This window comes from Stutzerimonas stutzeri (assembly GCF_024448695.1).
GTDB classification, from domain to species: Bacteria; Pseudomonadota; Gammaproteobacteria; order Pseudomonadales; family Pseudomonadaceae; genus Stutzerimonas; species Stutzerimonas stutzeri_T.
This window is the reverse complement of the sequence record NZ_JAMOHY010000024.1, coordinates 14,718-34,560: the sequence shown is the minus strand read 5'-3', so window position 1 is coordinate 34,560 and position 19,843 is coordinate 14,718. Positions and strand designations below refer to the sequence as shown.

Here is a 19,843-nt window from a genome sequence, read left to right as displayed (position 1 = left end):
GCAATGCTCAAGCAACAGTACGCATCTACGCACACGCAGGTCGAACAACGGGAAGTCAGCCGTGTCTTGCGCAATACCTATGGCCTGCTGGCCCTTACGCTGGGCTTCAGCGCACTGGTCGCCTACATGGCCATGCAGGCCAATGCCGCTTATCCGAACATCTTCGTTGTGCTGATCGGTTTCTACGGTCTGTTTTTCCTCACCGCGAAGCTGCGCAATTCGGTCTGGGGCCTGGTTTCAACGTTCGCCCTGACCGGCTTCATGGGCTACACGCTCGGTCCCATCCTGAACATGTACCTGGGCATGGCCAGCGGCGGCGAGCTTATCGCCTCGGCCCTGTCAATGACGGCGCTGGTGTTCTTCGGTCTGTCTGCATTCGTACTGATCACCCGCAAGGACATGAGTTTTCTCAGCGGCTTCATCACCGCCGGCTTCTTCGTCCTGCTGGGCGCCATGATCGCCAGCTTTTTCTTCCAGATCAGCGGTCTGCAACTGGCGATCAGCGCCGGCTTCGTGCTGTTCTCCTCGGTCTGCATCCTCTACCAGACCAGCGCCATCATTCACGGCGGCGAGCGCAACTACATCATGGCCACCATCGGCCTGTACGTTTCGCTGTACAACCTGTTCATCAGCCTGCTGCAGTTGATGGGCATCATGGGTGGCGACGACTGATAGTTGCCTGGCAGGGAAGAGCCCGCTTCGGCGGGCTTTTCCGTTTCTGTAGCTGGCGTATCATGTCGGCCAGCTTTCAAGGTGCCCCATGAAATTCGTAATCGCCCTTTATGCCCCAGCCCACTCTCCCGCTTCGCGGCGCGCCTTGCGCTTTGCCGAAGCGGTGCTTGCCGGTGGGCATGAGATCGTCCGGCTGTTCTTGTACCAGGATGGCGTCCACAGCGCGTCGGGCAATATCGTGGCCGCGCAGGATGAATTCGATGTCGCCGGGCAATGGAGTCAGTTCGTCCAGACTCACAGCCTCGATGGCGTTGTCTGTATCGCAGCCGGCCTGCGCCGCGGCGTGCTGAATGAGCAGGAGGCCAGACGCCACGGGAAGCCTGCCGCCAATCTCGCTCCGGGCTGGGAGCTTTCCGGACTGGGTCAGCTGCACGAAGCGGCCCAGCAAGCCGACCGCCTTGTCTGCTTCGGAGGTCAATGATGGCCCGTTCGATGTTGATCATCAGCCGCCAGTCGCCCTGGGCCGGCCCCTCGGCCCGTGAGGCTTTGGATATCGCGCTGGCCGGTGGCGCCTTCGAGCTGCCGCTGGGCCTGCTGTTTCTCGATGATGGTGTGTTGCAGTTGGCCCCGATGCAGCAGGCAGCCGCCGTGCAACAGAAAGATCTGACCGCCAACCTGCAAGCCCTGCCGCTGTTCGGAATCGAAGCGCTGTACGCAGCCAGACGCAGCCTCGACGAACGCGGCCTGGCCGAAGCCAGCCTGAGCCTTCCCGTTGAGGTGCTGGGCGACGACGCCCTCAGCGCCCTGATCAATCGCTATGACCATGTGATCACACTCTGATGGCCACCCTGCACCTGCTTTCGCATTCCCCCTTTGCCGACAGTCGCCTCTCCAGCTGTCTGCGCCTGCTGTCAGCCGGTGATGGACTGCTGCTCAGCGGCGACGCTGTCTACGCGCTACAGCGCGGCACCGCCCAGCGCCAAGCGCTAGAGCTGCTGCCGGAGGGCATCGCCCTCTTCGCGCTGGACGAGGACATCGTCGTGCGTGGGCTGGAGGATTTACCTGAGCATTTACACCAGGTCGATTACCCCGCCTTCGTCGAACTCTGCTGCCGCTACGCGCGGACCAATACCTGGCTATGAGTGCACTCGTCGTGGGTGACGCAGAGATTGCCGTCGATCAGGAAGGCTACCTGGTGGACTTGGCCGATTGGAGCGAGCCTGTTGCGCTGGTAATGGCGCAAGCAGAAGGTCTGGAACTGCAAAATGAGCACTGGGAAATCCTGCTGCTGTTGCGCGAGTTCTACCAGGAATTCCAGCTCTCGCCGGCGACACGCCCACTGATCCGGTATGTCGCACTCAAGCTCGGCCCCGACAAGGGCAACAGCATGCACCTGAACCGACTATTTCTAGGCACGCCCGCCAAGCTTGCAGCCAAACTGGCAGGCCTGCCCAAACCGAGCAATTGCATATGAATATCGTCACGCCTGCCGAACATCCCTTTGCCGTTTTCGTGCGCATTCTCGGCAAGGGCAAGCGCGGCGCCCGCGACCTGACCCGCGAAGAGGCACGTGAAGCCATGGGCATGCTGCTCGACGGCAAGGCCGAGGACACCCAGCTCGGTGCCTTCCTGATGCTGCTGCGACACAAGGAAGAAAGCGCCGCAGAGCTTGCCGGCTTCACCGAGGCCGTACGCGAGCGACTGCACGCGCCAGTAATCGCGGCGGACATTGACTGGCCGACCTATGCCGGCAAGAAGCGCCATCTGCCCTGGTATCTGCTGGCAGCCAAATGCCTGGCGCAGAATGGTGTTCGGATTCTGATGCACGGCGGCGGCGCGCATACCGCCGGGCGCCTGTATACCGAGCAGCTTCTCGGCCTACTGGATATCGCCCGCTGCGACAACTGGGCTGCTGTTAATGCGGCTCTGGACAGCAGCAACCTGGCATTCATGCCACTGGGTGCCTGGATGCCCCGTCTGCAGCATATGATCGACCAGCGCAACATCCTCGGTCTGCGTTCGCCGATTCACTCGCTGGCACGCATCCTCAATCCACTGGGTGCGCGCTGCGGCCTGCAAAGCATTTTCCACCCCGGTTATCAGGCCAACCATCGCGAAGCCAGTCGTCTGCTCGGCGATACCAGCATCGTCATCAAGGGCGAAGGTGGTGAAATCGAAGTCAACCCGGACGGCATCGCCCACCTCTACGGCACTGAAGCCGGCACCAACTGGGACGAAGACTGGCCTGCTCTCTCTGCGCAACGCCATGTAAAACCCGCACAACTCGATCCTCAACACCTGCTTGCTGTATGGCGCGGCGCCGAAGATGCCTATGGCGAACTGGCCGTCGTAGCGACCATGGCGTTGGCCCTTCGCGGTCTCGGGCAGCCCCGCGAGGCAGCTTTCGAGCAGGCCCGGCACTACTGGGAAAAGCGAAACCCATCGGCTTGATCGATGGGTTTGATCCGCCATTAAGCCCCTTTGCTCGAACCTTGCCCCCTAAACTGTCTCCAAGATTCGAATTGAGGAGGCAATCATGGGACTTCTGGTTGAAGGGCAATGGCACGACCGCTGGTATGAAAGCAGCGATGGTGGAGAATTCCAGCGAGAACAGGCCCAGCGCCGCGACTGGGTAAGCGCTGACGGCTCGCCCGGACCGAACGGTCAACGGGCGGTCAAGGCAGAAGCCGGGCGCTATCACCTTTATGTATCGCTCGCCTGCCCTTGGGCGCACCGCACCCTGATCTACCGAAAACTCAAAAAGCTCGACTCACTGATCGAGGTCTCGGTGGTCAGCTGGCTGATGGCTGAGCACGGCTGGACGTTCGACAAAAGCACCGGCTCCAGCGGTGATGCCCTCGACGGTCTGGAGTTGCTGCACCAGCGCTACACCGCCGATGATGAGAACTACACGGGTCGGGTAACCGTCCCTGTGCTTTGGGACCGACAAGAGCGACGCATCATCAACAATGAGTCTTCCGAGCTGATCCGCATCTTCAACGGTGCCTTCGACGAGCTGACCGGCTCGAAGCTGGATCTGTATCCCGAGCCGCTGCGTGCCGAGATCGACAGCCTCAACGAGCGGATTTATCCAGCGGTCAACAACGGCGTCTACCGCGCAGGCTTTGCCACTACTCAAAAGGCCTATGAAACCGCCTTCGATGAGCTGTTCAGCGAGCTGGACTGGCTGGAGCAGCGCCTCGGGCAACAACGCTATCTGGCCGGCGAATTCCTGACCGAGGCGGACTGGCGGCTATTTACCACGATCGTGCGCTTCGACGCGGTCTACCACGGCCATTTCAAGTGCAACCTGCGGCGTATCGAGGACTACCCGAACCTGTCTAACTGGCTACGCGAGCTGTATCAGTGGCCAGGCATCGCACAAACCGTCGACTTCACCCACATCAAGAGCCATTACTACGCAAGCCATCGGCAGATCAACGCCAACGGCATCGTCCCCAGGGGCCCGCAGCTTGAGCTGGAACGCGCTCATGATCGTGATCGGCTGCCGGGCAAGGGTATCTGGACGCGCTGAATAGCTTAGAGCCTGCTTCCGTTTCACAACGATCCGGAAACAGGCGCTGGCAGCGCCACGTTATTCGGCGTCTTTCCTGCCCTCAAACCAGGCAAGCTTGTCACGCAACTGCACCACCTCGCCCACGATGATCAGCGTCGGCGCCTGAACCTGCTGGCTCGCAACACGCTCGGGAAGATCACCTAACGTGCCGGTAAACACCCGCTGGTTACTGGTGGTGCCCTGTTGAATCAGGGCGACAGGCGTGTCGGCGGCGCGGCCATGAGCAATCAGCTGCTGGCAGATCAACGGTAAACCCACCAAGCCCATGTAGAACACCAGCGTCTGGCTTGAGGCAACCAGCTCCGGCCAGGGCAGATCACAACTGCCATCCTTGAGGTGTCCGGTGACGAAGCGCACCGATTGCGCATGGTCACGATGGGTCAGGGGAATGCCTGCATAGGCGGCACAGCCACTGGCAGCGGTAATGCCAGGCACTACCTGGAAGGGAATACCGTGGGCGGCCAGCTCTTCGATTTCCTCACCGCCACGACCAAAGATGAACGGATCACCACCCTTGAGGCGCAGCACCCGCTTGCCCTCTTTGGCCAACGACACCAGTCGCTGGTTGATCTGGTCCTGGGGCACGGCATGCTCGGCGCGCTGTTTGCCAACATAGATGCGGTCAGCATCGCGGCGGCACAGGTCGAGAATAGCCGGTGCCACCAGGCGGTCGTAGAGCACCACATCGGCCTGCTGCATCAGACGCAGTGCACGAAAGGTCAGCAGATCGGGATCACCCGGCCCGGCACCCACCAGATAGACCTCGCCCAGAGCCTTTGGCGCCGCGCCGGAGAGTTTTTCCGCCAGCAGCCGCTCAGCCTCGGCAGCACGTCCAGCCAGCGCCTGTTCGGCGATGGTGCCCTGGAAGACTTCCTCCCAGAACACCCGCCGTTGCTGGACATTGGAAAATTTCGTTTTGACCTGGGCGCGAAACGTCTTGGCCAGTCCGGCCAGTTGACCGTAAGCGGAAGGAATCCAGGTTTCGATTCGAGCACGAATCAGCCGTGCCAGCACCGGCGCATCACCACCACTGGACACCGCAATCATGAGTGGCGAACGATCAACGATGGCCGGGAAGATCACCGTACACAGCTCTGGCGAATCCACCACGTTGACCGGAATGCCGAGCGCTCGGGCGTCATCCGAGACGCGGGCATTCAAGGGCTCATCATCGGTGGCGGCAATGGCCAGCACGCAGCCGGCAAGGTCACCGCCGGCATAACCGCGCAGCAGCGTCTGCCCACCGCCCTGCTCCACCAGTTCGGTCAGTTGCGGCTCGATCTCTGGAGCGACCACACGCAGCACCGCACCGGCCTCGGACAGCAGCCGGGCCTTGCGCAGGGCAATATCGCCACCGCCCACGACCAGCACCAGGCGGCCCTTGAGGTTGTGAAACAGGGGAAGGTATTCCATGCGGCTTGATCCTGACTTCAACAAGAAATGACAGGGGCATCACAGCCGATCAGCGTCGGCCTGCCCCTGTCGAAAATCAAGGATGGGCCTTTTGCCGCAACGTCGAGTATGACATCCGCTTCCCATCACTCTTGCAGCTGGCCTTAACCGATGACTTCGATACCGCCCATATAGGGCTTGAGGACTTCAGGCACTCGAACGCTTCCATCGGCTTGCTGGTAGTTCTCCAGCACCGCCACCAGGGTACGCCCCACCGCCAGGCCGGAGCCGTTGAGAGTATGCACCAGTTCCGGCTTGCCGGTTTCGGGGTTGCGGTAACGCGCCTGCATGCGACGCGCCTGGAAGTCACCGCAGTTGGAGCAGGAAGAAATCTCGCGGTATTTCTCCTGACTCGGCACCCAGACTTCCAGGTCGTAGGTCTTGGTTGCACTGAAGCCCATGTCGCCGGTACACAGCGCCAGTAGTCGATACGGCAGCTCCAGCAGTTGCAGCACTTTCTCGGCATTGGCCGTCAGGCTTTCCAGCGCCTCGAACGACTGGTTTGGCTCAACGATCTGCACCATTTCGACCTTGTCGAATTGATGCTGACGAATCATGCCGCGGGTATCGCGACCGGATGCACCGGCCTCGCTGCGAAAACACGGTGTGTGTGCCACGAATTTCAGCGGCAGTTGTTTGGCATCGAGAATTTCACCGGCGACGATATTGGTCAGGGAAACTTCGGCAGTGGGGATCAGGTAGAAATCGGCCTCACCTTCGCGGCTGATCTTGAACAGGTCTTCCTCGAACTTGGGCAACTGGCCGGTGCCCTGCAGGGCCGGCGCCTGGACCAGATACGGCGTGTAAGCCTCTTCGTAGCCGTGTTCGCGGGTGTGCAGGTCAATCATGAACTGCGCCAGCGCACGATGCAGGCGGGCAATCGGCCCGCGCATCAGGGCGAAACGCGCCCCGGAGAGCTTGGCAGCCGTCTCGAAATCCAGCCAGCCATGCTGTTCACCCAGTGCCACATGATCCTGCACCGGGAAATCAAAGGTCTTCGGCGTGCCCCAGCGACGCACTTCGACGTTCTCGTCCTCATCCTTGCCCACCGGCACCGATTCATGCGGCAGGTTCGGCAAATTCAGCATCAGTTGATCCAGCTCTGCCTGAATGCCCTCAAGTTCCTGCTTGCCGGCGTCCAGCTCGGAAGCCATGCGATCGACATCGGCCAGCAGCGGCGCGATGTCCTCACCGCGCTGCTTGGCTTGGCCAATGGATTTGGAGCGTGCGTTGCGCTCGGCCTGCAATTGCTCGGTGCGGGTCTGCACGGTCTTGCGCTGGGCTTCCAGCGCCTCGATACGCGCCACGTCCAGCTGGTAGCCGCGGGTAGCCAGGCGATCTGCCACATCCTGCAGCTGTGTGCGTACCAGTTTTGAATCAAGCATGGTGGGTCTCGTCTGTGAAAGCCTGGATAAAGGGCAAAGAAGTGAAGTTTACTGTGAACGGGCGGCGGTTCATAACCTGGCAAGCGTCAATCCCACCCAGGTTGCCAGCAGCCCGCCCAGTACGCTGCTGCCGATATAACCGAAAGCCGTTGCGGCCTGGCCGCTCTCCAGCAGCCGCAGGGCGTCCAGGGAAAAGCTGGAAAAGGTCGTCAGAGCACCGAGAAAACCGATAATCAGAGCTCCGCGCAGTTCTGGAGAGATATCGGGACGTGTGAGGAATGTCGCATATAGATAGCCGATCAGCAGACAACCGAGCAGGTTCACCGTCAGCGTGGCCAGATAGAAATGCCGAGGCCATTGCGTACCGACCCAGGTGGCGACAGCGAAGCGCAGCAGGGTTCCGATCACACCGCCACAGGTGACGGCAAGCATCATACGGATCATTCCTTTCTCCGTTGAATGGGGCTTTCACGATCGAGTCGGGCAAGATGGTCGAGCTTGTCGCGAATCTTGCTTTCCAGGCCGCGCGGTACGGGGCGATAGTACTGGCGCGGCGTCATGGCTTCTGGAAAATAGTCCTCGCCGGCGGCATAAGCATCAGGCTCATCGTGGGCATAACGGTACTGGTTACCGTAACCCAGCTCCTTCATCAGCTTCGTCGGCGCGTTGCGCAGATGCAGCGGCACTTCCTGCGAGCCATTCTCCGCCACATCACGCCTGGCTGCATTGAAGGCGCTGTAGACGGCATTACTTTTCGGCGCACAGGCCAGATAGACGATGGCCTGGGCAACGGCCAGCTCACCCTCGGGGCTACCCAGCCGTTCCTGCACATCCCACGCATTGAGGCATAGCGTCAGCGCACGTGGATCGGCGTTGCCCACCTCCTCGCTCGCCATGCGCACCACACGCCGGGCGATATACAGCGGATCGCAGCCACCATCGAGCATCCGCGCGAACCAGTAAAGCGAAGCATCCGGATTGGAACCACGAACGGATTTGTGCAGTGCCGATATCTGGTCGTAGAAGGCTTCACCGCCCTTGTCGAAACGACGCCGACCATCGCCTAGCAGGTCCTGCAGCAACTCGACAGCGAGTTCGCCACCCTCTTCAGCCAGGTCCGCAGCGTTCTCCAGCAAATTGAGCAGGCGTCGGCCATCACCATCGGCTGCGGCCAGCAGCATCTGAAAACTCTCTTCGGGCAGTGTGAGATGCAGATCACCCAGCCCACGAGGTTCGTTCAGCGCGCGGGTGACCAGCTTACGCAGCGCTGCCTCATCCAGGCTTTTCAGCACATAGACGCGCGCCCGCGAGAGCAGTGCATTGTTGAGTTCGAACGAAGGATTTTCAGTGGTCGCGCCGATAAAGATCAGCGTGCCGTCCTCGACATAAGGCAGGAAGGCGTCCTGTTGGGACTTGTTGAAGCGATGCACCTCATCGACGAACAGGATAGTACGCCGCCCATACTGGGCCACCTGCTGTTTGGCGATCTCCACGGCCTGGCGTATTTCCTTGACACCGGCCAGCACTGCCGAAACCGTCTCGAAATGAGCATCGGATACCTTGGCCAGCAGCCGCGCCAGGGTGGTCTTGCCTACTCCTGGCGGACCCCAGAAGATCATCGAGTGCAGCGCGCCCTGCTCCAGCGCCTCGCGTAGCGGCTTGCCGCGCGCCAGCAGATGCTCCTGCCCAACGTACTCGTCCAGGCTGGCAGCACGCAGGCGCGCAGCTAGCGGTTGAGCAACGGGATCGCGACTGAACAGGTCCATCGTGGCTGCAAAACCCTCATGCAGACGGCCTGCGGGAAAGCAGGCCGTATCGGTTGACTAACTGCAGGCCGGGTCATTCGGAAATGACGTCGGTCCCTTCGGGAATCTCGAAACTGAACAGCCCGGCGGCCAACGGCTCGTTCACCCGAACGTCATGAAACAGGATGTTGGTGCGCTGGCCGACGCCATCGATCATCTGCATGTCGTTGATCACACCACTGCGAAAGGACAGGCGCAGATTGTCGAACAGAGTGTCTTTGGCTTTCGGCCTGAGGGTGAAATCAATCACCTCACCTGCTTCCTTGTGGGACACCTCGAAGTTCTCGCTGATGGACGAGACATCGCCGGAAAGTAGCAGCGCCGGCGTATGGGTCAGACGCTGGTCCAGGGTCTGGATGGTCGCCTGCTCAAGGTCCGGGTCGTACAGCCAGACTTTCTTGCCATCGGATACCAGCAACTGCTCCATCGGCTCATCGGTGTGCCAGCGGAACTGCCCCGGACGTTTTAGAGCCAGTTCGCCGGACGTTTCCTGTAGCTGGGTGCCGGTGCCGTCGAGTGACAGCTGGGAAAAGCGCCCGGTCAGCGTTTCGGCTTTTTGCAGCAAGCCGGTCAGACGCTGCACGGAGGCGGTCTGATCGGCCTGAACCGGCACCAGCGTAAACAGCAGAGCAGACGCAAACAGCAAGCGAATCAATTGCATAGTTCCTCGGTGCGACTCAGTCGCGCATGGGTGGCGGCGCGAGCACTTCGCGCGAGCCATTGGTATTCATGGAAGTGACGACACCGGCCATTTCCATCGCCTCGATCATCCGGGCGGCACGGTTGTAGCCAATTTTCAGTTTACGCTGCACGGAGGAAATCGATGCGCGGCGGGTTTCGGTGACGAAGCGCACGGCCTCGTCGTACAGCGGATCTTCTTCGCTGTCCTCACTGCCACCCTCGCCACCGCCACCGTCGAAGCCGCTACCGGAATCCTCGACGCCAACCAGAATTTCCTCAATGTAATCGGGTGCGCCACGCGCCTTCCAGGCCTCGACCACACGGTGTACTTCTTCATCAGACACGAAGGCACCATGCACACGGATCGGCAGCCCGGTACCCGGCGGCAGATAAAGCATGTCGCCGTGGCCTAGCAGTTGCTCGGCACCGCCCTGATCGAGAATGGTACGCGAGTCGATCTTGCTCGACACCTGAAACGCCATACGGGTCGGAATGTTGGCCTTGATCAGGCCGGTGATCACGTCCACCGAAGGCCGCTGAGTGGCCAGGATCAGGTGAATACCCGCCGCACGGGCCTTCTGAGCGATTCGCGCGATCAGCTCTTCGACCTTTTTGCCGACGATCATCATCATGTCGGCAAACTCATCCACTACGACGACGATGGTCGGCAGCTTTTTCAGCAGCGGTGCTTCGTCCTCCATGCTCTCGCGGCGGTACAGCGGGTCGGTCAGCGGTGTGCCGGCCTCCTCCGCTTCTTTCACCTTGCGGTTGAAGCCTGCCAGATTGCGCACACCCATCGCCGCCATCAGCTTGTAGCGCCGCTCCATCTCGGCGACGCTCCAGCGCAGGGCGTTGGCGGCTTCCTTCATGTCTGTGACGACCGGACACAGCAGGTGTGGAATACCTTCATAGATGGACAGTTCGAGCATCTTCGGGTCAATCATGATCAGGCGCGCGTCTTCCGGCGGCGACTTGAACAGAATCGACAGGATCATCGCGTTGACACCCACCGATTTGCCCGAACCGGTGGTGCCTGCGACCAGCAGATGAGGCATCTTGGCCAGATCCGCGATCACCGGCTTGCCGCCGATATCGTGGCCCAGGGCGATGGTCACTGGCGACTTTGCATCATCATAAGGTGCCGACGAGAGCACCTCGGAGAAACGCACGATCTGGCGATCCTCATTGGGAATTTCGATGCCTACGGTGGTCTTGCCGGGAATCACTTCGACCACCCGAACGCTGATTACCGCCAGCGAGCGAGCCAGGTCCTTGGCCAGATTGGAAATGCGGCTGACCTTGACGCCGGCTGCCGGCTGGATTTCGAAACGGGTAATCACCGGGCCCGGATGTACGGACTCGACGATCACCTCGACACCGAATTCCTTGAGCTTGATCTCCAGCAACCGCGACATGGCTTCCAGGGATTCAGGTGAATACTGCTTTTGTTGCTTCTCGGCAGCGTCCAGCAGGGATATCGGCGGCAGGCTGCCTTCGATCAGAGGATCGACGAACAGATTGGTCTGTTTTTCCTTCAGTACACGCTTGCTTTGTTCCGCCGCCTTCTGCGGTGCGGGCGGCGTGATCACCGGCGCCACGCGTTTTTCGCGCTCGCTCATATGTTTGCTCAGCGAACCTTCGCGCTCCAGCAGGCGCTCCTTGACCTTCGCTCGTTCCCGACGATCTGGCAGCGATCCCGCCACTTCGTTGACCACCTCATCGGCTTCGCGCAGCTGAGCGACCATCTGTCTGCGCTCGGCGCGACTTTGCCACCAGCGGCTGAAGAAGCTCTGAATCAACTCGATCAGATCAAGCGTGATCTTGCCGGTCAGGTCCATCACCTTGAACCAGGAAAGGTCGGTGAACACGGTCAAACCGAACAGGAAAAGAGCAATGCACATGAGCGTGCTGCCCTGCACGCCCAGAACACTTTCGGTCCACTGCCCGAGAACGGCACCGAGCATGCCGCCACCGGATTGCTGCATGCCCTCCTGCGCCGCAAAATGGATATCGGCCAGTACTGTCCCGGCAGCAATCAGACACATCAGCCCCGTCAGATGCCAAACGAACAGCCAGCCATTCCATTGCCATTGCCATTGCTGATTTCTGTTGCGAAAGATTCGCCAGGCACGAATGCCGAGCAGCAGCGGGAAGAGATAAGCGAAATAACCCAAGCCTCCCAGCAGAATGCTGGACAGCCAGGCACCGATCATGCCGCCGGCGTTATCAATAGAATGGACCTGGACACTGTTGTCCCATGCCGGATCGCTGCTGCTGTAGCTGACCAGCGTCATCAGCAAGAACAGGCACGCGGCAACCGCCGCGATCAGGGCACCTTCTTTGAGTCGGTACTGTAACTGCTGTCGCCAGACGGAAGCCGGCGCGATAGAGGAGGTATTCTTCAAAACGCTTTATTTCCTGCGCCAGCGGCGCGCTCTGTGAACCGTAATCAGCCAGAACCTCGGCATTGTACGGCTTTGTCGACTCGATGGCATGCCGGTTCCATTCCGGCTTGGGTTTTTCCCGATGCTTCGGTGTAGCATAAACGCCAGTTTTTGCAGCGTTGCTCGACTGAAGCACGCTTTTCTTTTCGCAACAACGGCTTATGAGGGCTCTTTATGAGCGAAGTCAAGCATTCACGTCTGATCATTCTCGGCTCTGGCCCGGCTGGTTATACCGCTGCGGTATATGCCGCTCGCGCCAACCTGAAACCGCTGATGATCACCGGCATCCAGCCCGGCGGCCAGCTGACCACCACTACCGAAGTGGACAATTGGCCCGGCGACGTCGAGGGTCTTACCGGCCCCGCACTGATGGAGCGTATGCAACGGCACGCCGAGCGTTTCGATACTCAGGTGGTGTTCGACCATATCCATACGGCCGAACTGCAGCAGCGCCCCTTCATTCTCAAGGGCGATAGCGCTACCTACAGCTGCGATGCACTGATCATCGCCACCGGCGCTTCCGCGCAATACCTCGGCCTGCCTTCCGAAGATGCCTTCGCCGGACGTGGCGTCTCGGCCTGCGCCACCTGCGACGGCTTCTTCTATCGCAACCAGGTGGTCGCCGTGATCGGCGGCGGCAACACTGCGGTCGAGGAAGCGCTGTACCTGTCCAATATCGCCAAGGAAGTCCACCTGATCCATCGTCGCGACAAGCTGCGCTCGGAGAAGATCCTGCAGGACAAGATCATGGACAAGGCCACCAACGGCAATATCCGCCTGCACTGGAACCATACCCTCGAAGAAGTGTTGGGCGATGCCAGCGGTGTCACCGGCGTGCGCCTGAAAAGCACCCTCTCCGGTGATGAGCAGAAGCTTGACCTGGCCGGCGTTTTCATCGCCATTGGCCACAAGCCCAATACCGATCTGTTCCAGGGACAGCTGGAAATGAAGGACGGCTACCTCACGATCAAGGGTGGCAGCGAGGGCGATGCCACCTGCACCAGCATCCCCGGTGTGTTCGCCGCTGGCGATGTGGCCGATCACGTCTATCGCCAAGCTATTACCTCGGCAGGCGCTGGCTGCATGGCCGCACTGGACGCTGAAAAATACCTCGATCAGTAATCCCTTTTCGGCGGTTGTCTGCAACCGCCGACTTTTCGGCCTATCGATATGCTGACCTGGCTGCAGCGCGACAACCTCTCGTTTCCTCCTCTCGACAAGGCCATGCGCGAGCCAAACGGCCTGCTGGCCGCTGGCGGTGATCTGTCCCCCGAACGCCTGCTTGCAGCCTACCGACATGGCTGCTTTCCCTGGTATCAGGAGGGGCAACCATTGCTCTGGTGGTCGCCGGACCCGCGCACTGTGCTGTATCCCGAAGAGCTACATATCTCACGCAGCCTGCGCAAAACCCTGCGCCAGGGGGTCTTCCAGATAACCTTCGACCAGGCTTTCAAGGCAGTCATCGAGGGATGCGCCGCACCGCGCAGCTACGCCGATGGCACCTGGATCACGCCCTCCATGCAGGACGCCTACCTGCAACTGCATCGAATGGGTATCGCACACTCTGTGGAAGTGTGGCAGGACGAGCGCTTGGTCGGCGGCCTGTACGGCCTGGCCATGGGGCAGCTGTTCTTCGGCGAATCCATGTTCAGCCGGGTCACCAATGCTTCCAAAGCGGGGTTCGTCACGTGGGTGGAACATCTGCGAGAGCGAGACTTCAAACTGATTGATTGCCAGATGCCAACTCAGCATCTGGCCAGTCTCGGCGCCCGAACAATATCCCGCAAAACCTTTGCCGAAGCGCTTGCCAGGTATCTTGGTGAACCTGACACAACCCGATGGGAGTCCTAGTCGACCAAGCCAGGCTGACCTACACTGACTTCATGATTTGCGAGAGTTGACCATGACTTCACTGGCTCGTCTCAAGTTCTACGCCACACAGCCTCATGCGTGCAGTTATCTGCCCGAAGAGCAGGCGACCACGCTGTTTCTGGATCCCAGCCAGCCGATGGATGTACAGGTGTATGCCGAGCTGTCGGAAATGGGATTTCGTCGCAGTGGCGATCATCTTTATCGACCCCATTGCCAACGCTGCAACGCCTGTATTCCCGCACGCATTCCAGCCGAAAGGCTGCAACTCAACCGGCAGCAGAAGCGCATTCTCAAGCGCAACGCCGATCTGACGGTCACTGATGTGCGCCCGGCCTTTACCGAGGAATACTACGGCCTGTATGCAAACTATATAGAGCAGCGTCACGCTGACGGCGACATGTATCCGCCGAGCCGTGACCAATTCCATACCTTTCTGGTGCGCGACCTGCCTTTCTCCCGCTTCTACGAGTTTCGCCTCGATGGCCGCCTGCTCGCCCTGGCCGTAACCGACGTACTGCCCAATGGCCTGTCGGCGGTGTATACCTTCTACGACCCAGCCGAAGAACGTCGCAGCCTTGGCCGCTTCGCAATCCTCTGGCAGGCAGGTGAGGTCGCGCGGCTGGGACTCAAGGGCCTGTATCTGGGTTACTGGATCAAGAATTGCCGCAAGATGAACTACAAGACCGAATACCGTCCCATCGAGCTGTTGGTCAATCAGCGCTGGATCAGCCTCAGCTAGGGGCTCCCTGATTCGCACACAGATTGCGTACGAATCAGGAACAGCCCCTAACCCCTTGGCTCTCGTAGCCCTTTCAGGCACAATGCTTGCCGCTTTTACCCGCGCATTTTTGCGCAGGGTCAATCATTGGATACCGAGGGTTTTACTGAATGTCGAAAGAAGACAGCTTCGAAATGGAAGGTACTGTCGTCGACACCCTGCCCAACACCATGTTTCGCGTGGAGTTGGAAAATGGGCACGTCGTTACTGCGCACATCTCCGGAAAGATGCGCAAGAACTACATCCGGATTCTGACCGGTGACAAGGTTCGTGTAGAGCTGACGCCGTACGATTTGAGCAAAGGTCGCATCACCTACCGCGCTCGTTGATACGAGACGCGAGAAAGAATGCCCGGCCAGAGCCGGGCTTTTTTGTATATGTCCGCCACGCTTCCGGGCACCCGACCTGCGCATAGAAAACAGATAACAAAACGCCCGGCAGCTGCCGGGCGTTCTGATTAGCTGGACAACACATTTAGCCGCCCATCAGGCAAGCTCAACGCTGGTCTCGAACTCGAAGACCAGCTCTCCGTCACGAACATCAACGTGAACCACGCCACCATGCTCGGCCAGTTCGCCGAAGAGTATCTCTTCGGCCAAGGGTCGTTTGATCTTGTCCTGAATCAGCCGCGCCATTGGCCGAGCCCCCATCTGCACATCGTAGCCCCCTTCGGCCAGCCAGCCGCGAGCCGTATCCGAGACCTCCAGCGTGACGTGTTTGTCCTCAAGCTGCGCCTGCAATTCGATGAGGAACTTATCGACAATGCTCTTGATCACTTCATGGCTCAGGCGACCGAACTGGATGATGGTATCCAGCCGGTTACGGAATTCGGGCGTGAAGCTCTTCTTGATCACTTCCATCGCGTCGGACGCATGGTCCTGATGCGTGAAGCCAATCGACGCCCTGGCCGCCGTTTCCGCCCCGGCGTTGGTGGTCATGATGAGAATGACATTACGGAAATCTGCCTTGCGTCCGTTATTGTCCGTCAAGGTGCCATGGTCCATGACCTGCAACAGCAAATTGAAGACCTCGGGATGCGCCTTCTCGATCTCGTCAAGCAGCAACACGCAATGTGGCTGCTTGGTGATTGCCTCGGTCAGCAGGCCGCCCTGATCGAACCCCACATAACCGGGAGGTGCACCAATCAGGCGTGACACCGTATGCCGCTCCATGTACTCGGACATATCGAAGCGCACAAGCTCGATACCCAGCGCACGCGCCAGCTGCCTGGCGGCCTCGGTCTTGCCGACACCCGTGGGGCCGGCAAAAAGGAACGACCCTACCGGCTTGTCCGGCGCTTTCAGCCCGGCACGCGAAAGCTTGATGGCGGTAGACAGCGAGTCGATTGCATCATCCTGACCAAAGACTGTCAGCTTCAGATCGCGCTCCAGATTGCGCAACAGTTCCTTGTCGGACGTGCTGACATGCTTTGGCGGAATCCGCGCGATCTTGGCCACAATGTCCTCGACCTGCTCCACATCAATACGCTTGGCCCGCTTTTCTTCCGGCTGCAGGCGCTGAAAGGCACCCGCCTCGTCGATCACGTCAATGGCCTTGTCGGGCATATGGCGGTCGTTGATATAGCGCGACGCCAACTCGGCCGCGGCCCGCAGCGATTCGTCACTGTACTCGATACTGTGATGCTGCTCGAAACGTCCTTTCAGGCCACGCAGAATGCCAATGGTGTCCTCGACGGAGGGCTCGCTGACATCGACTTTCTGGAAGCGCCGCGCCAGCGCCCTGTCCTTCTCGAAGATTCCACGAAACTCCTGAAAGGTCGTCGAACCAATGCAGCGGATCTCACCCGAGGACAACAGGGGCTTGAGCAGATTGGAAGCGTCCATCACTCCGCCCGATGCAGCCCCAGCACCAATGATGGTATGAATTTCGTCAATGAACAGAACCGCCTGCGGCCGCTTGCGCAGCTCGTTCAACAGCGCCTTGAAGCGCTTCTCGAAATCGCCCCGGTACTTGGTGCCTGCTAGCAGAGCGCCCAGATCCAGCGAATAGACGACGCTGTCGGCCAGCAGCTCAGGCACCTGGTTATCGACAATACGCTTGGCCAGGCCTTCGGCGATCGCTGTCTTGCCTACGCCTGCCTCACCCACCAGCAATGGATTGTTCTTGCGACGGCGCGCCAGTATCTGCGCGACGCGCTCAACTTCGTGTTCGCGCCCGACCAGCGGATCGATTCGCCCCTGCCGCGCCAGTTCGTTGAGATTGCTGGCATAGGCGTCCAGCGGATTACCGGAGGCTGCGGTTTCCCCACCCTCCTCATCCTGCATATCCGAATCACTTTCGGCATTGCCACTGCCCGGCACCTTGGAAATGCCATGCGCAATGAAGTTGACGACATCAATACGCGCAACATTCTGCTGTTTGAGCAGGTATACGGCTTGGCTTTCCTGCTCGCTGAAGATGGCCACCAACACATTGGCACCTGTCACCTCGCGCTTGCCGGAGCTCTGCACATGAAAAACGGCGCGCTGCAGCACTCGCTGGAAGCCCAGAGTTGGCTGAGTTTCACGTTCTTCATCATGCTGGGGAATCAGCGGGGTGGTGGAGTCGATAAATTCCTGCAGATCATGCCGCAGCTTGTCGAGACTGGCTCCGCAGGCGCGCAAAACGGTTGCGGCGGCCTCATTATCCAAAAGCGCTAGCAGGAGATGCTCTACCGTCATGAATTCATGACGCTTGGTGCGAGCCTCCTTGAAGGCCAGATTCAGAGTGACTTCGAGCTCACGGTTCAACATAGCTTTCACCTCTTACCCAGCAATCGGGATTAACCGTCCTTCTCGATCTCACAAAGCAACGGATGCTGGCACTCCCTTGCATATTGATTGACCTGCATCGCTTTGGTTTCAGCGACATCCCGCGTGTAAACACCACAAACGGCCCGCCCTTCAGTATGAACGGTCAGCATGATCTTGGTGGAAAGCTCCCGGTTGTGATTGAAAATCCCTTCCAGTACCTCCACGACAAAATCCATCGGCGTGTAGTCATCATTGAACATGACAACTTTGAACATGGGTGGTGCCTTCAGTTGCGGCCTGGCTTCTTCGATCGCCACCCCGGACGCATCATCGCCCTCGCTCTCTGGACGATCCTGATTGAATATTAGACGAATCATTGGGGATGCACGCATGCGAATAAACGGTCTACGTCGGGGCACCATGGCCGGGTAAATTGAAGGGCTTCACAGCCACCTGACGAGTCGCCTTGACTATCGGCAAAACGATGATACAAACAGTATGTGCCACAAAGGCAACAGGTTGCGCGCAAGGTGTCATGCAGTGTTGCACTCGCGCGGAATGAAATGGATGTTACTCCAGTGATGGACTACTTTGCAGAGGGATAAGAGCATGCTAAGCGGTAAGGTCAAGTGGTTCAACAACGCCAAGGGCTATGGTTTCATCGTAGCAGACGGCGACGATGAGGACCTGTTCGCCCACTACTCTGCCATTCAGATGGAAGGGTATAGGACTCTCAAGGCTGGGCAGGCGGTCAGGTTTGATATTCTGCAAGGACCCAAGGGTCTGCATGCGACCAATATCAGGTCATTGCAGGCAACCGAGGATGCAGTTGTGCCCATCTCCCAACATTCGGCTGCAGAAGCCTGATCCAGCAACAGAAAAGGCCGGTCAATGATCGGCCTTTTCTGTTCTTACCCACTTTACATGTGGGAGATCATGGCGTCGCCGAAGCCGGAGCAAGACACCAGCTTCGCGCCCTCCATTTGGCGCTCGAAGTCATAGGTCACCGTCTTGGCGGCGATGGCGTCTTCGGTTGACTTGATCAGCAGATCGGCTGCTTCAACCCAGCCCATGTGGCGCAGCATCATCTCGGCCGAGAGAATCAGTGATCCCGGATTGACCTTGTCCTGGCCGGCATATTTCGGTGCTGTACCGTGGGTCGCCTCGAACATGGCCACCGTATCGGACAGGTTGGCACCCGGTGCAATACCGATACCGCCAACCTCGGCTGCCAACGCGTCGGAAAGGTAGTCGCCATTGAGGTTCAGGGTGGCGATAACGTCGTATTCCTCAGGACGCAGCAGAATCTGCTGCAGCATGGCATCGGCAATGGCGTCCTTGACGACAATGGTTTTGCCGCTGGCGGGATTCTTGAACTGCATCCAGGGGCCGCCATCCAGCAGTTCCGCGCCGAATTCGTCGCGCGCCACCTCATACCCCCATTCCTTGAAGGCACCCTCAGTGAACTTCATGATGTTGCCCTTATGCACAAGGGTCACTGAGCTGCGATCATTGTCCACCGCGTATTGCAGCGCCTTGCGCACCAGACGCTTGGTGCCTTCAAGGGACACCGGCTTGATGCCAATGCCGCAGTTTTCGGTGAAACGAATCTTCGTGACGCCCATTTCTTCAGTGAGAAACTTGATGACCTTCTCGGCCTCAGGGCTGCCAGCCTTCCACTCGACGCCGGCGTAGATGTCTTCGGAGTTCTCGCGAAAGATCACCATATCCACGTCGCCAGGCCTCTTCACCGGGCTGGGCACACCAGTGAACCAGCGAACCGGGCGCTGGCAGACGTACAGATCCAGCTCCTGGCGCAGCGCCACGTTCAACGAGCGAATACCACCCCCCACTGGCGTGGTTAGCGGCCCCTTGATGGAGACTACATAGTCGCGCACGACGTCCAGCGTTTCTTTCGGCAACCAGGTGTCTTGATCATAGATCTGGGTTGCCTTTTCACCGGCGTAGATTTCCATCCAGGCAATCTTGCGCTCACCACCGTAGGCCTTTTCCACGGCGGCATCGACGACCTTGATCATTACCGGGCTGATATCGACACCAATTCCGTCACCCTCTATATAAGGAATGATCGGGTTGTTCGGGACATTCAGAGTGTTGTCGGCATTGACGGTGATTTTGTCACCGCTGGCTGGCACCTGGATCTTTTGGTATCCCATGCTGGACTCCGTTTTGGTGGTTAAAAACAGTGGTCATCCTTGAGAGTACCCCAGTTGATTCGTCCGAAACCATCTCTGCCATCGTCTTATGGTCTAGGCATTCTGGGAAAGTGACGTGCGGTGATATACTACTTAGGTGACTAACGAGTCATGAGGAGCCAGCCGGTCTCTAACGAGTCCTCCTCTCCTGAAACCATCCGACTGCCAACCGCAGCCGTATGGAGCCAACACTCTAGTGGTGTACCCA

At 59.3% G+C, this 19,843-nt stretch carries 21 protein-coding genes; 12 read left to right on the top strand and 9 right to left on the bottom strand.

Features of this window, described 5'->3' with window-relative positions:
• Positions 1 to 3: 3 nt before the first annotated feature.
• From NAV32_RS14695 to NAV32_RS14665, 7 genes are all read left to right on the top strand, one after another.
• Positions 4 to 672 (top strand): Bax inhibitor-1/YccA family protein, encoded by a 669-nt coding sequence (locus tag NAV32_RS14695; protein WP_256053545.1) that lies wholly within the window; start codon positions 4 to 6, stop codon positions 670 to 672.
• A gap of 88 nt (positions 673 to 760) precedes the next feature.
• Complete coding sequence (tusD, locus tag NAV32_RS14690) at positions 761 to 1,153, top strand: sulfurtransferase complex subunit TusD (protein WP_256053544.1); 393 nt, start codon at positions 761 to 763, stop codon at positions 1,151 to 1,153.
• Positions 1,153 to 1,512: a sulfurtransferase complex subunit TusC gene (gene tusC / locus NAV32_RS14685; RefSeq protein WP_256053543.1), complete on the top strand. Its 360-nt coding sequence runs from the start codon at positions 1,153 to 1,155 to the stop codon at positions 1,510 to 1,512. The genes tusD and tusC overlap by 1 nt, the downstream gene beginning before the upstream one ends.
• Positions 1,512 to 1,814 carry a sulfurtransferase complex subunit TusB gene (gene tusB, locus NAV32_RS14680; protein ID WP_256053542.1) on the top strand — a complete coding sequence of 101 codons (303 nt, stop codon included), beginning with the start codon at positions 1,512 to 1,514 and terminating at the stop codon, positions 1,812 to 1,814. Before tusC ends, tusB begins: the two co-directional genes overlap by 1 nt.
• A complete protein-coding gene (locus tag NAV32_RS14675) occupies positions 1,811 to 2,146 on the top strand; it encodes a TusE/DsrC/DsvC family sulfur relay protein (protein WP_256053541.1) in 336 nt (111 codons plus the stop codon). Before tusB ends, NAV32_RS14675 begins: the two co-directional genes overlap by 4 nt.
• Positions 2,143 to 3,123 (top strand): glycosyl transferase family protein, encoded by a 981-nt coding sequence (locus NAV32_RS14670; protein WP_256053539.1) that lies wholly within the window; start codon positions 2,143 to 2,145, stop codon positions 3,121 to 3,123. The genes NAV32_RS14675 and NAV32_RS14670 overlap by 4 nt, the downstream gene beginning before the upstream one ends.
• A gap of 85 nt (positions 3,124 to 3,208) precedes the next feature.
• The gene (locus tag NAV32_RS14665) at positions 3,209 to 4,207 is read left to right on the top strand and encodes a glutathione S-transferase family protein (RefSeq protein WP_256053538.1); all 999 of its coding nucleotides are present in this window, start codon (positions 3,209 to 3,211) and stop codon (positions 4,205 to 4,207) included.
• Between the two features lie 60 nt (positions 4,208 to 4,267).
• Here the strand turns inward: NAV32_RS14665 and cysG are convergent, their stop codons facing one another.
• The 6 genes from cysG to NAV32_RS14635 form a co-directional block, all read right to left on the bottom strand.
• On the bottom strand, positions 4,268 to 5,662 hold the full coding sequence (gene cysG, locus NAV32_RS14660) for a siroheme synthase CysG (protein WP_256053537.1): 1,395 nt from the start codon (positions 5,660 to 5,662) through the stop codon (positions 4,268 to 4,270).
• A 143-nt stretch (positions 5,663 to 5,805) separates the two neighbouring features.
• Entirely contained in the window at positions 5,806 to 7,086 is a 1,281-nt protein-coding gene (gene serS, locus NAV32_RS14655) for a serine--tRNA ligase (RefSeq protein ID WP_256053536.1), read from the bottom strand.
• Between the two features lie 69 nt (positions 7,087 to 7,155).
• The gene (crcB, locus tag NAV32_RS14650; RefSeq protein WP_256053535.1) at positions 7,156 to 7,530 is read right to left on the bottom strand and encodes a fluoride efflux transporter CrcB; all 375 of its coding nucleotides are present in this window, start codon (positions 7,528 to 7,530) and stop codon (positions 7,156 to 7,158) included.
• A complete protein-coding gene (locus tag NAV32_RS14645; protein ID WP_256053534.1) occupies positions 7,527 to 8,852 on the bottom strand; it encodes a replication-associated recombination protein A in 1,326 nt (441 codons plus the stop codon). The genes crcB and NAV32_RS14645 overlap by 4 nt, the downstream gene beginning before the upstream one ends.
• 73 nt (positions 8,853 to 8,925) lie before the next feature.
• On the bottom strand, positions 8,926 to 9,552 hold the full coding sequence (gene lolA / locus NAV32_RS14640) for an outer membrane lipoprotein chaperone LolA (RefSeq protein WP_256053533.1): 627 nt from the start codon (positions 9,550 to 9,552) through the stop codon (positions 8,926 to 8,928).
• Positions 9,553 to 9,568: 16 nt separating this feature from the next.
• A complete protein-coding gene (locus NAV32_RS14635; protein ID WP_256053532.1) occupies positions 9,569 to 11,977 on the bottom strand; it encodes a DNA translocase FtsK in 2,409 nt (802 codons plus the stop codon).
• 213 nt (positions 11,978 to 12,190) lie between these two features.
• Between NAV32_RS14635 and trxB the strand changes: the two genes are divergently transcribed.
• The 4 genes from trxB to infA all read left to right on the top strand — a co-directional run bounded on the left by trxB (position 12,191) and on the right by infA (position 14,995).
• On the top strand, positions 12,191 to 13,138 hold the full coding sequence (gene trxB / locus NAV32_RS14630) for a thioredoxin-disulfide reductase (protein WP_256053531.1): 948 nt from the start codon (positions 12,191 to 12,193) through the stop codon (positions 13,136 to 13,138).
• 48 nt (positions 13,139 to 13,186) lie between these two features.
• Positions 13,187 to 13,867, top strand: a complete 681-nt coding sequence (gene aat / locus NAV32_RS14625; protein ID WP_256053530.1) for a leucyl/phenylalanyl-tRNA--protein transferase — start codon at positions 13,187 to 13,189, stop codon at positions 13,865 to 13,867.
• A 52-nt stretch (positions 13,868 to 13,919) separates the two neighbouring features.
• Positions 13,920 to 14,627 carry an arginyltransferase gene (locus tag NAV32_RS14620; protein ID WP_256053529.1) on the top strand — a complete coding sequence of 236 codons (708 nt, stop codon included), beginning with the start codon at positions 13,920 to 13,922 and terminating at the stop codon, positions 14,625 to 14,627.
• Positions 14,628 to 14,776: 149 nt separating this feature from the next.
• Positions 14,777 to 14,995, top strand: coding sequence for a translation initiation factor IF-1 (infA, locus tag NAV32_RS14615; RefSeq protein ID WP_002553999.1), 219 nt, complete (start codon positions 14,777 to 14,779; stop codon positions 14,993 to 14,995).
• Positions 14,996 to 15,151: 156 nt separating this feature from the next.
• Here the strand turns inward: infA and clpA are convergent, their stop codons facing one another.
• The gene (gene clpA, locus NAV32_RS14610; protein WP_256053528.1) at positions 15,152 to 17,419 is read right to left on the bottom strand and encodes an ATP-dependent Clp protease ATP-binding subunit ClpA; all 2,268 of its coding nucleotides are present in this window, start codon (positions 17,417 to 17,419) and stop codon (positions 15,152 to 15,154) included.
• 29 nt (positions 17,420 to 17,448) lie between these two features.
• Positions 17,449 to 17,811, bottom strand: coding sequence for an ATP-dependent Clp protease adapter ClpS (gene clpS / locus NAV32_RS14605; protein WP_256053527.1), 363 nt, complete (start codon positions 17,809 to 17,811; stop codon positions 17,449 to 17,451).
• Between the two features lie 217 nt (positions 17,812 to 18,028).
• Here clpS and cspD point away from each other — a divergent pair, with 217 nt between their 5' ends.
• On the top strand, positions 18,029 to 18,286 hold the full coding sequence (gene cspD / locus NAV32_RS14600) for a cold shock domain-containing protein CspD (protein ID WP_256053526.1): 258 nt from the start codon (positions 18,029 to 18,031) through the stop codon (positions 18,284 to 18,286).
• A gap of 53 nt (positions 18,287 to 18,339) precedes the next feature.
• Here cspD and icd read toward each other — a convergent pair whose 3' ends face one another.
• Positions 18,340 to 19,596 (bottom strand): NADP-dependent isocitrate dehydrogenase, encoded by a 1,257-nt coding sequence (gene icd / locus NAV32_RS14595; protein WP_256053525.1) that lies wholly within the window; start codon positions 19,594 to 19,596, stop codon positions 18,340 to 18,342.
• Between the last annotated feature and the right edge of the window lie 247 nt (positions 19,597 to 19,843).

Coding starts and splice junctions, on each gene's coding strand:
- NAV32_RS14665 (WP_256053538.1), top strand. CDS start 3,209: ATGGGACTTCTGGTTGAAGGGCAATGGCACGACCGCTGGTATGAAAGC.
- cysG (WP_256053537.1), bottom strand. CDS start 5,662: ATGGAATACCTTCCCCTGTTTCACAACCTCAAGGGCCGCCTGGTGCTG.
- tusB (WP_256053542.1), top strand. CDS start 1,512: ATGGCCACCCTGCACCTGCTTTCGCATTCCCCCTTTGCCGACAGTCGC.
- NAV32_RS14675 (WP_256053541.1), top strand. CDS start 1,811: ATGAGTGCACTCGTCGTGGGTGACGCAGAGATTGCCGTCGATCAGGAA.
- clpA (WP_256053528.1), bottom strand. CDS start 17,419: ATGTTGAACCGTGAGCTCGAAGTCACTCTGAATCTGGCCTTCAAGGAG.
- infA (WP_002553999.1), top strand. CDS start 14,777: ATGTCGAAAGAAGACAGCTTCGAAATGGAAGGTACTGTCGTCGACACC.
- lolA (WP_256053533.1), bottom strand. CDS start 9,552: ATGCAATTGATTCGCTTGCTGTTTGCGTCTGCTCTGCTGTTTACGCTG.
- NAV32_RS14645 (WP_256053534.1), bottom strand. CDS start 8,852: ATGGACCTGTTCAGTCGCGATCCCGTTGCTCAACCGCTAGCTGCGCGC.
- clpS (WP_256053527.1), bottom strand. CDS start 17,811: ATGCGTGCATCCCCAATGATTCGTCTAATATTCAATCAGGATCGTCCA.
- serS (WP_256053536.1), bottom strand. CDS start 7,086: ATGCTTGATTCAAAACTGGTACGCACACAGCTGCAGGATGTGGCAGAT.
- crcB (WP_256053535.1), bottom strand. CDS start 7,530: ATGATCCGTATGATGCTTGCCGTCACCTGTGGCGGTGTGATCGGAACC.
- cspD (WP_256053526.1), top strand. CDS start 18,029: ATGCTAAGCGGTAAGGTCAAGTGGTTCAACAACGCCAAGGGCTATGGT.
- aat (WP_256053530.1), top strand. CDS start 13,187: ATGCTGACCTGGCTGCAGCGCGACAACCTCTCGTTTCCTCCTCTCGAC.
- trxB (WP_256053531.1), top strand. CDS start 12,191: ATGAGCGAAGTCAAGCATTCACGTCTGATCATTCTCGGCTCTGGCCCG.
- NAV32_RS14670 (WP_256053539.1), top strand. CDS start 2,143: ATGAATATCGTCACGCCTGCCGAACATCCCTTTGCCGTTTTCGTGCGC.
- tusC (WP_256053543.1), top strand. CDS start 1,153: ATGGCCCGTTCGATGTTGATCATCAGCCGCCAGTCGCCCTGGGCCGGC.
- tusD (WP_256053544.1), top strand. CDS start 761: ATGAAATTCGTAATCGCCCTTTATGCCCCAGCCCACTCTCCCGCTTCG.
- NAV32_RS14695 (WP_256053545.1), top strand. CDS start 4: ATGCTCAAGCAACAGTACGCATCTACGCACACGCAGGTCGAACAACGG.
- NAV32_RS14620 (WP_256053529.1), top strand. CDS start 13,920: ATGACTTCACTGGCTCGTCTCAAGTTCTACGCCACACAGCCTCATGCG.
- icd (WP_256053525.1), bottom strand. CDS start 19,596: ATGGGATACCAAAAGATCCAGGTGCCAGCCAGCGGTGACAAAATCACC.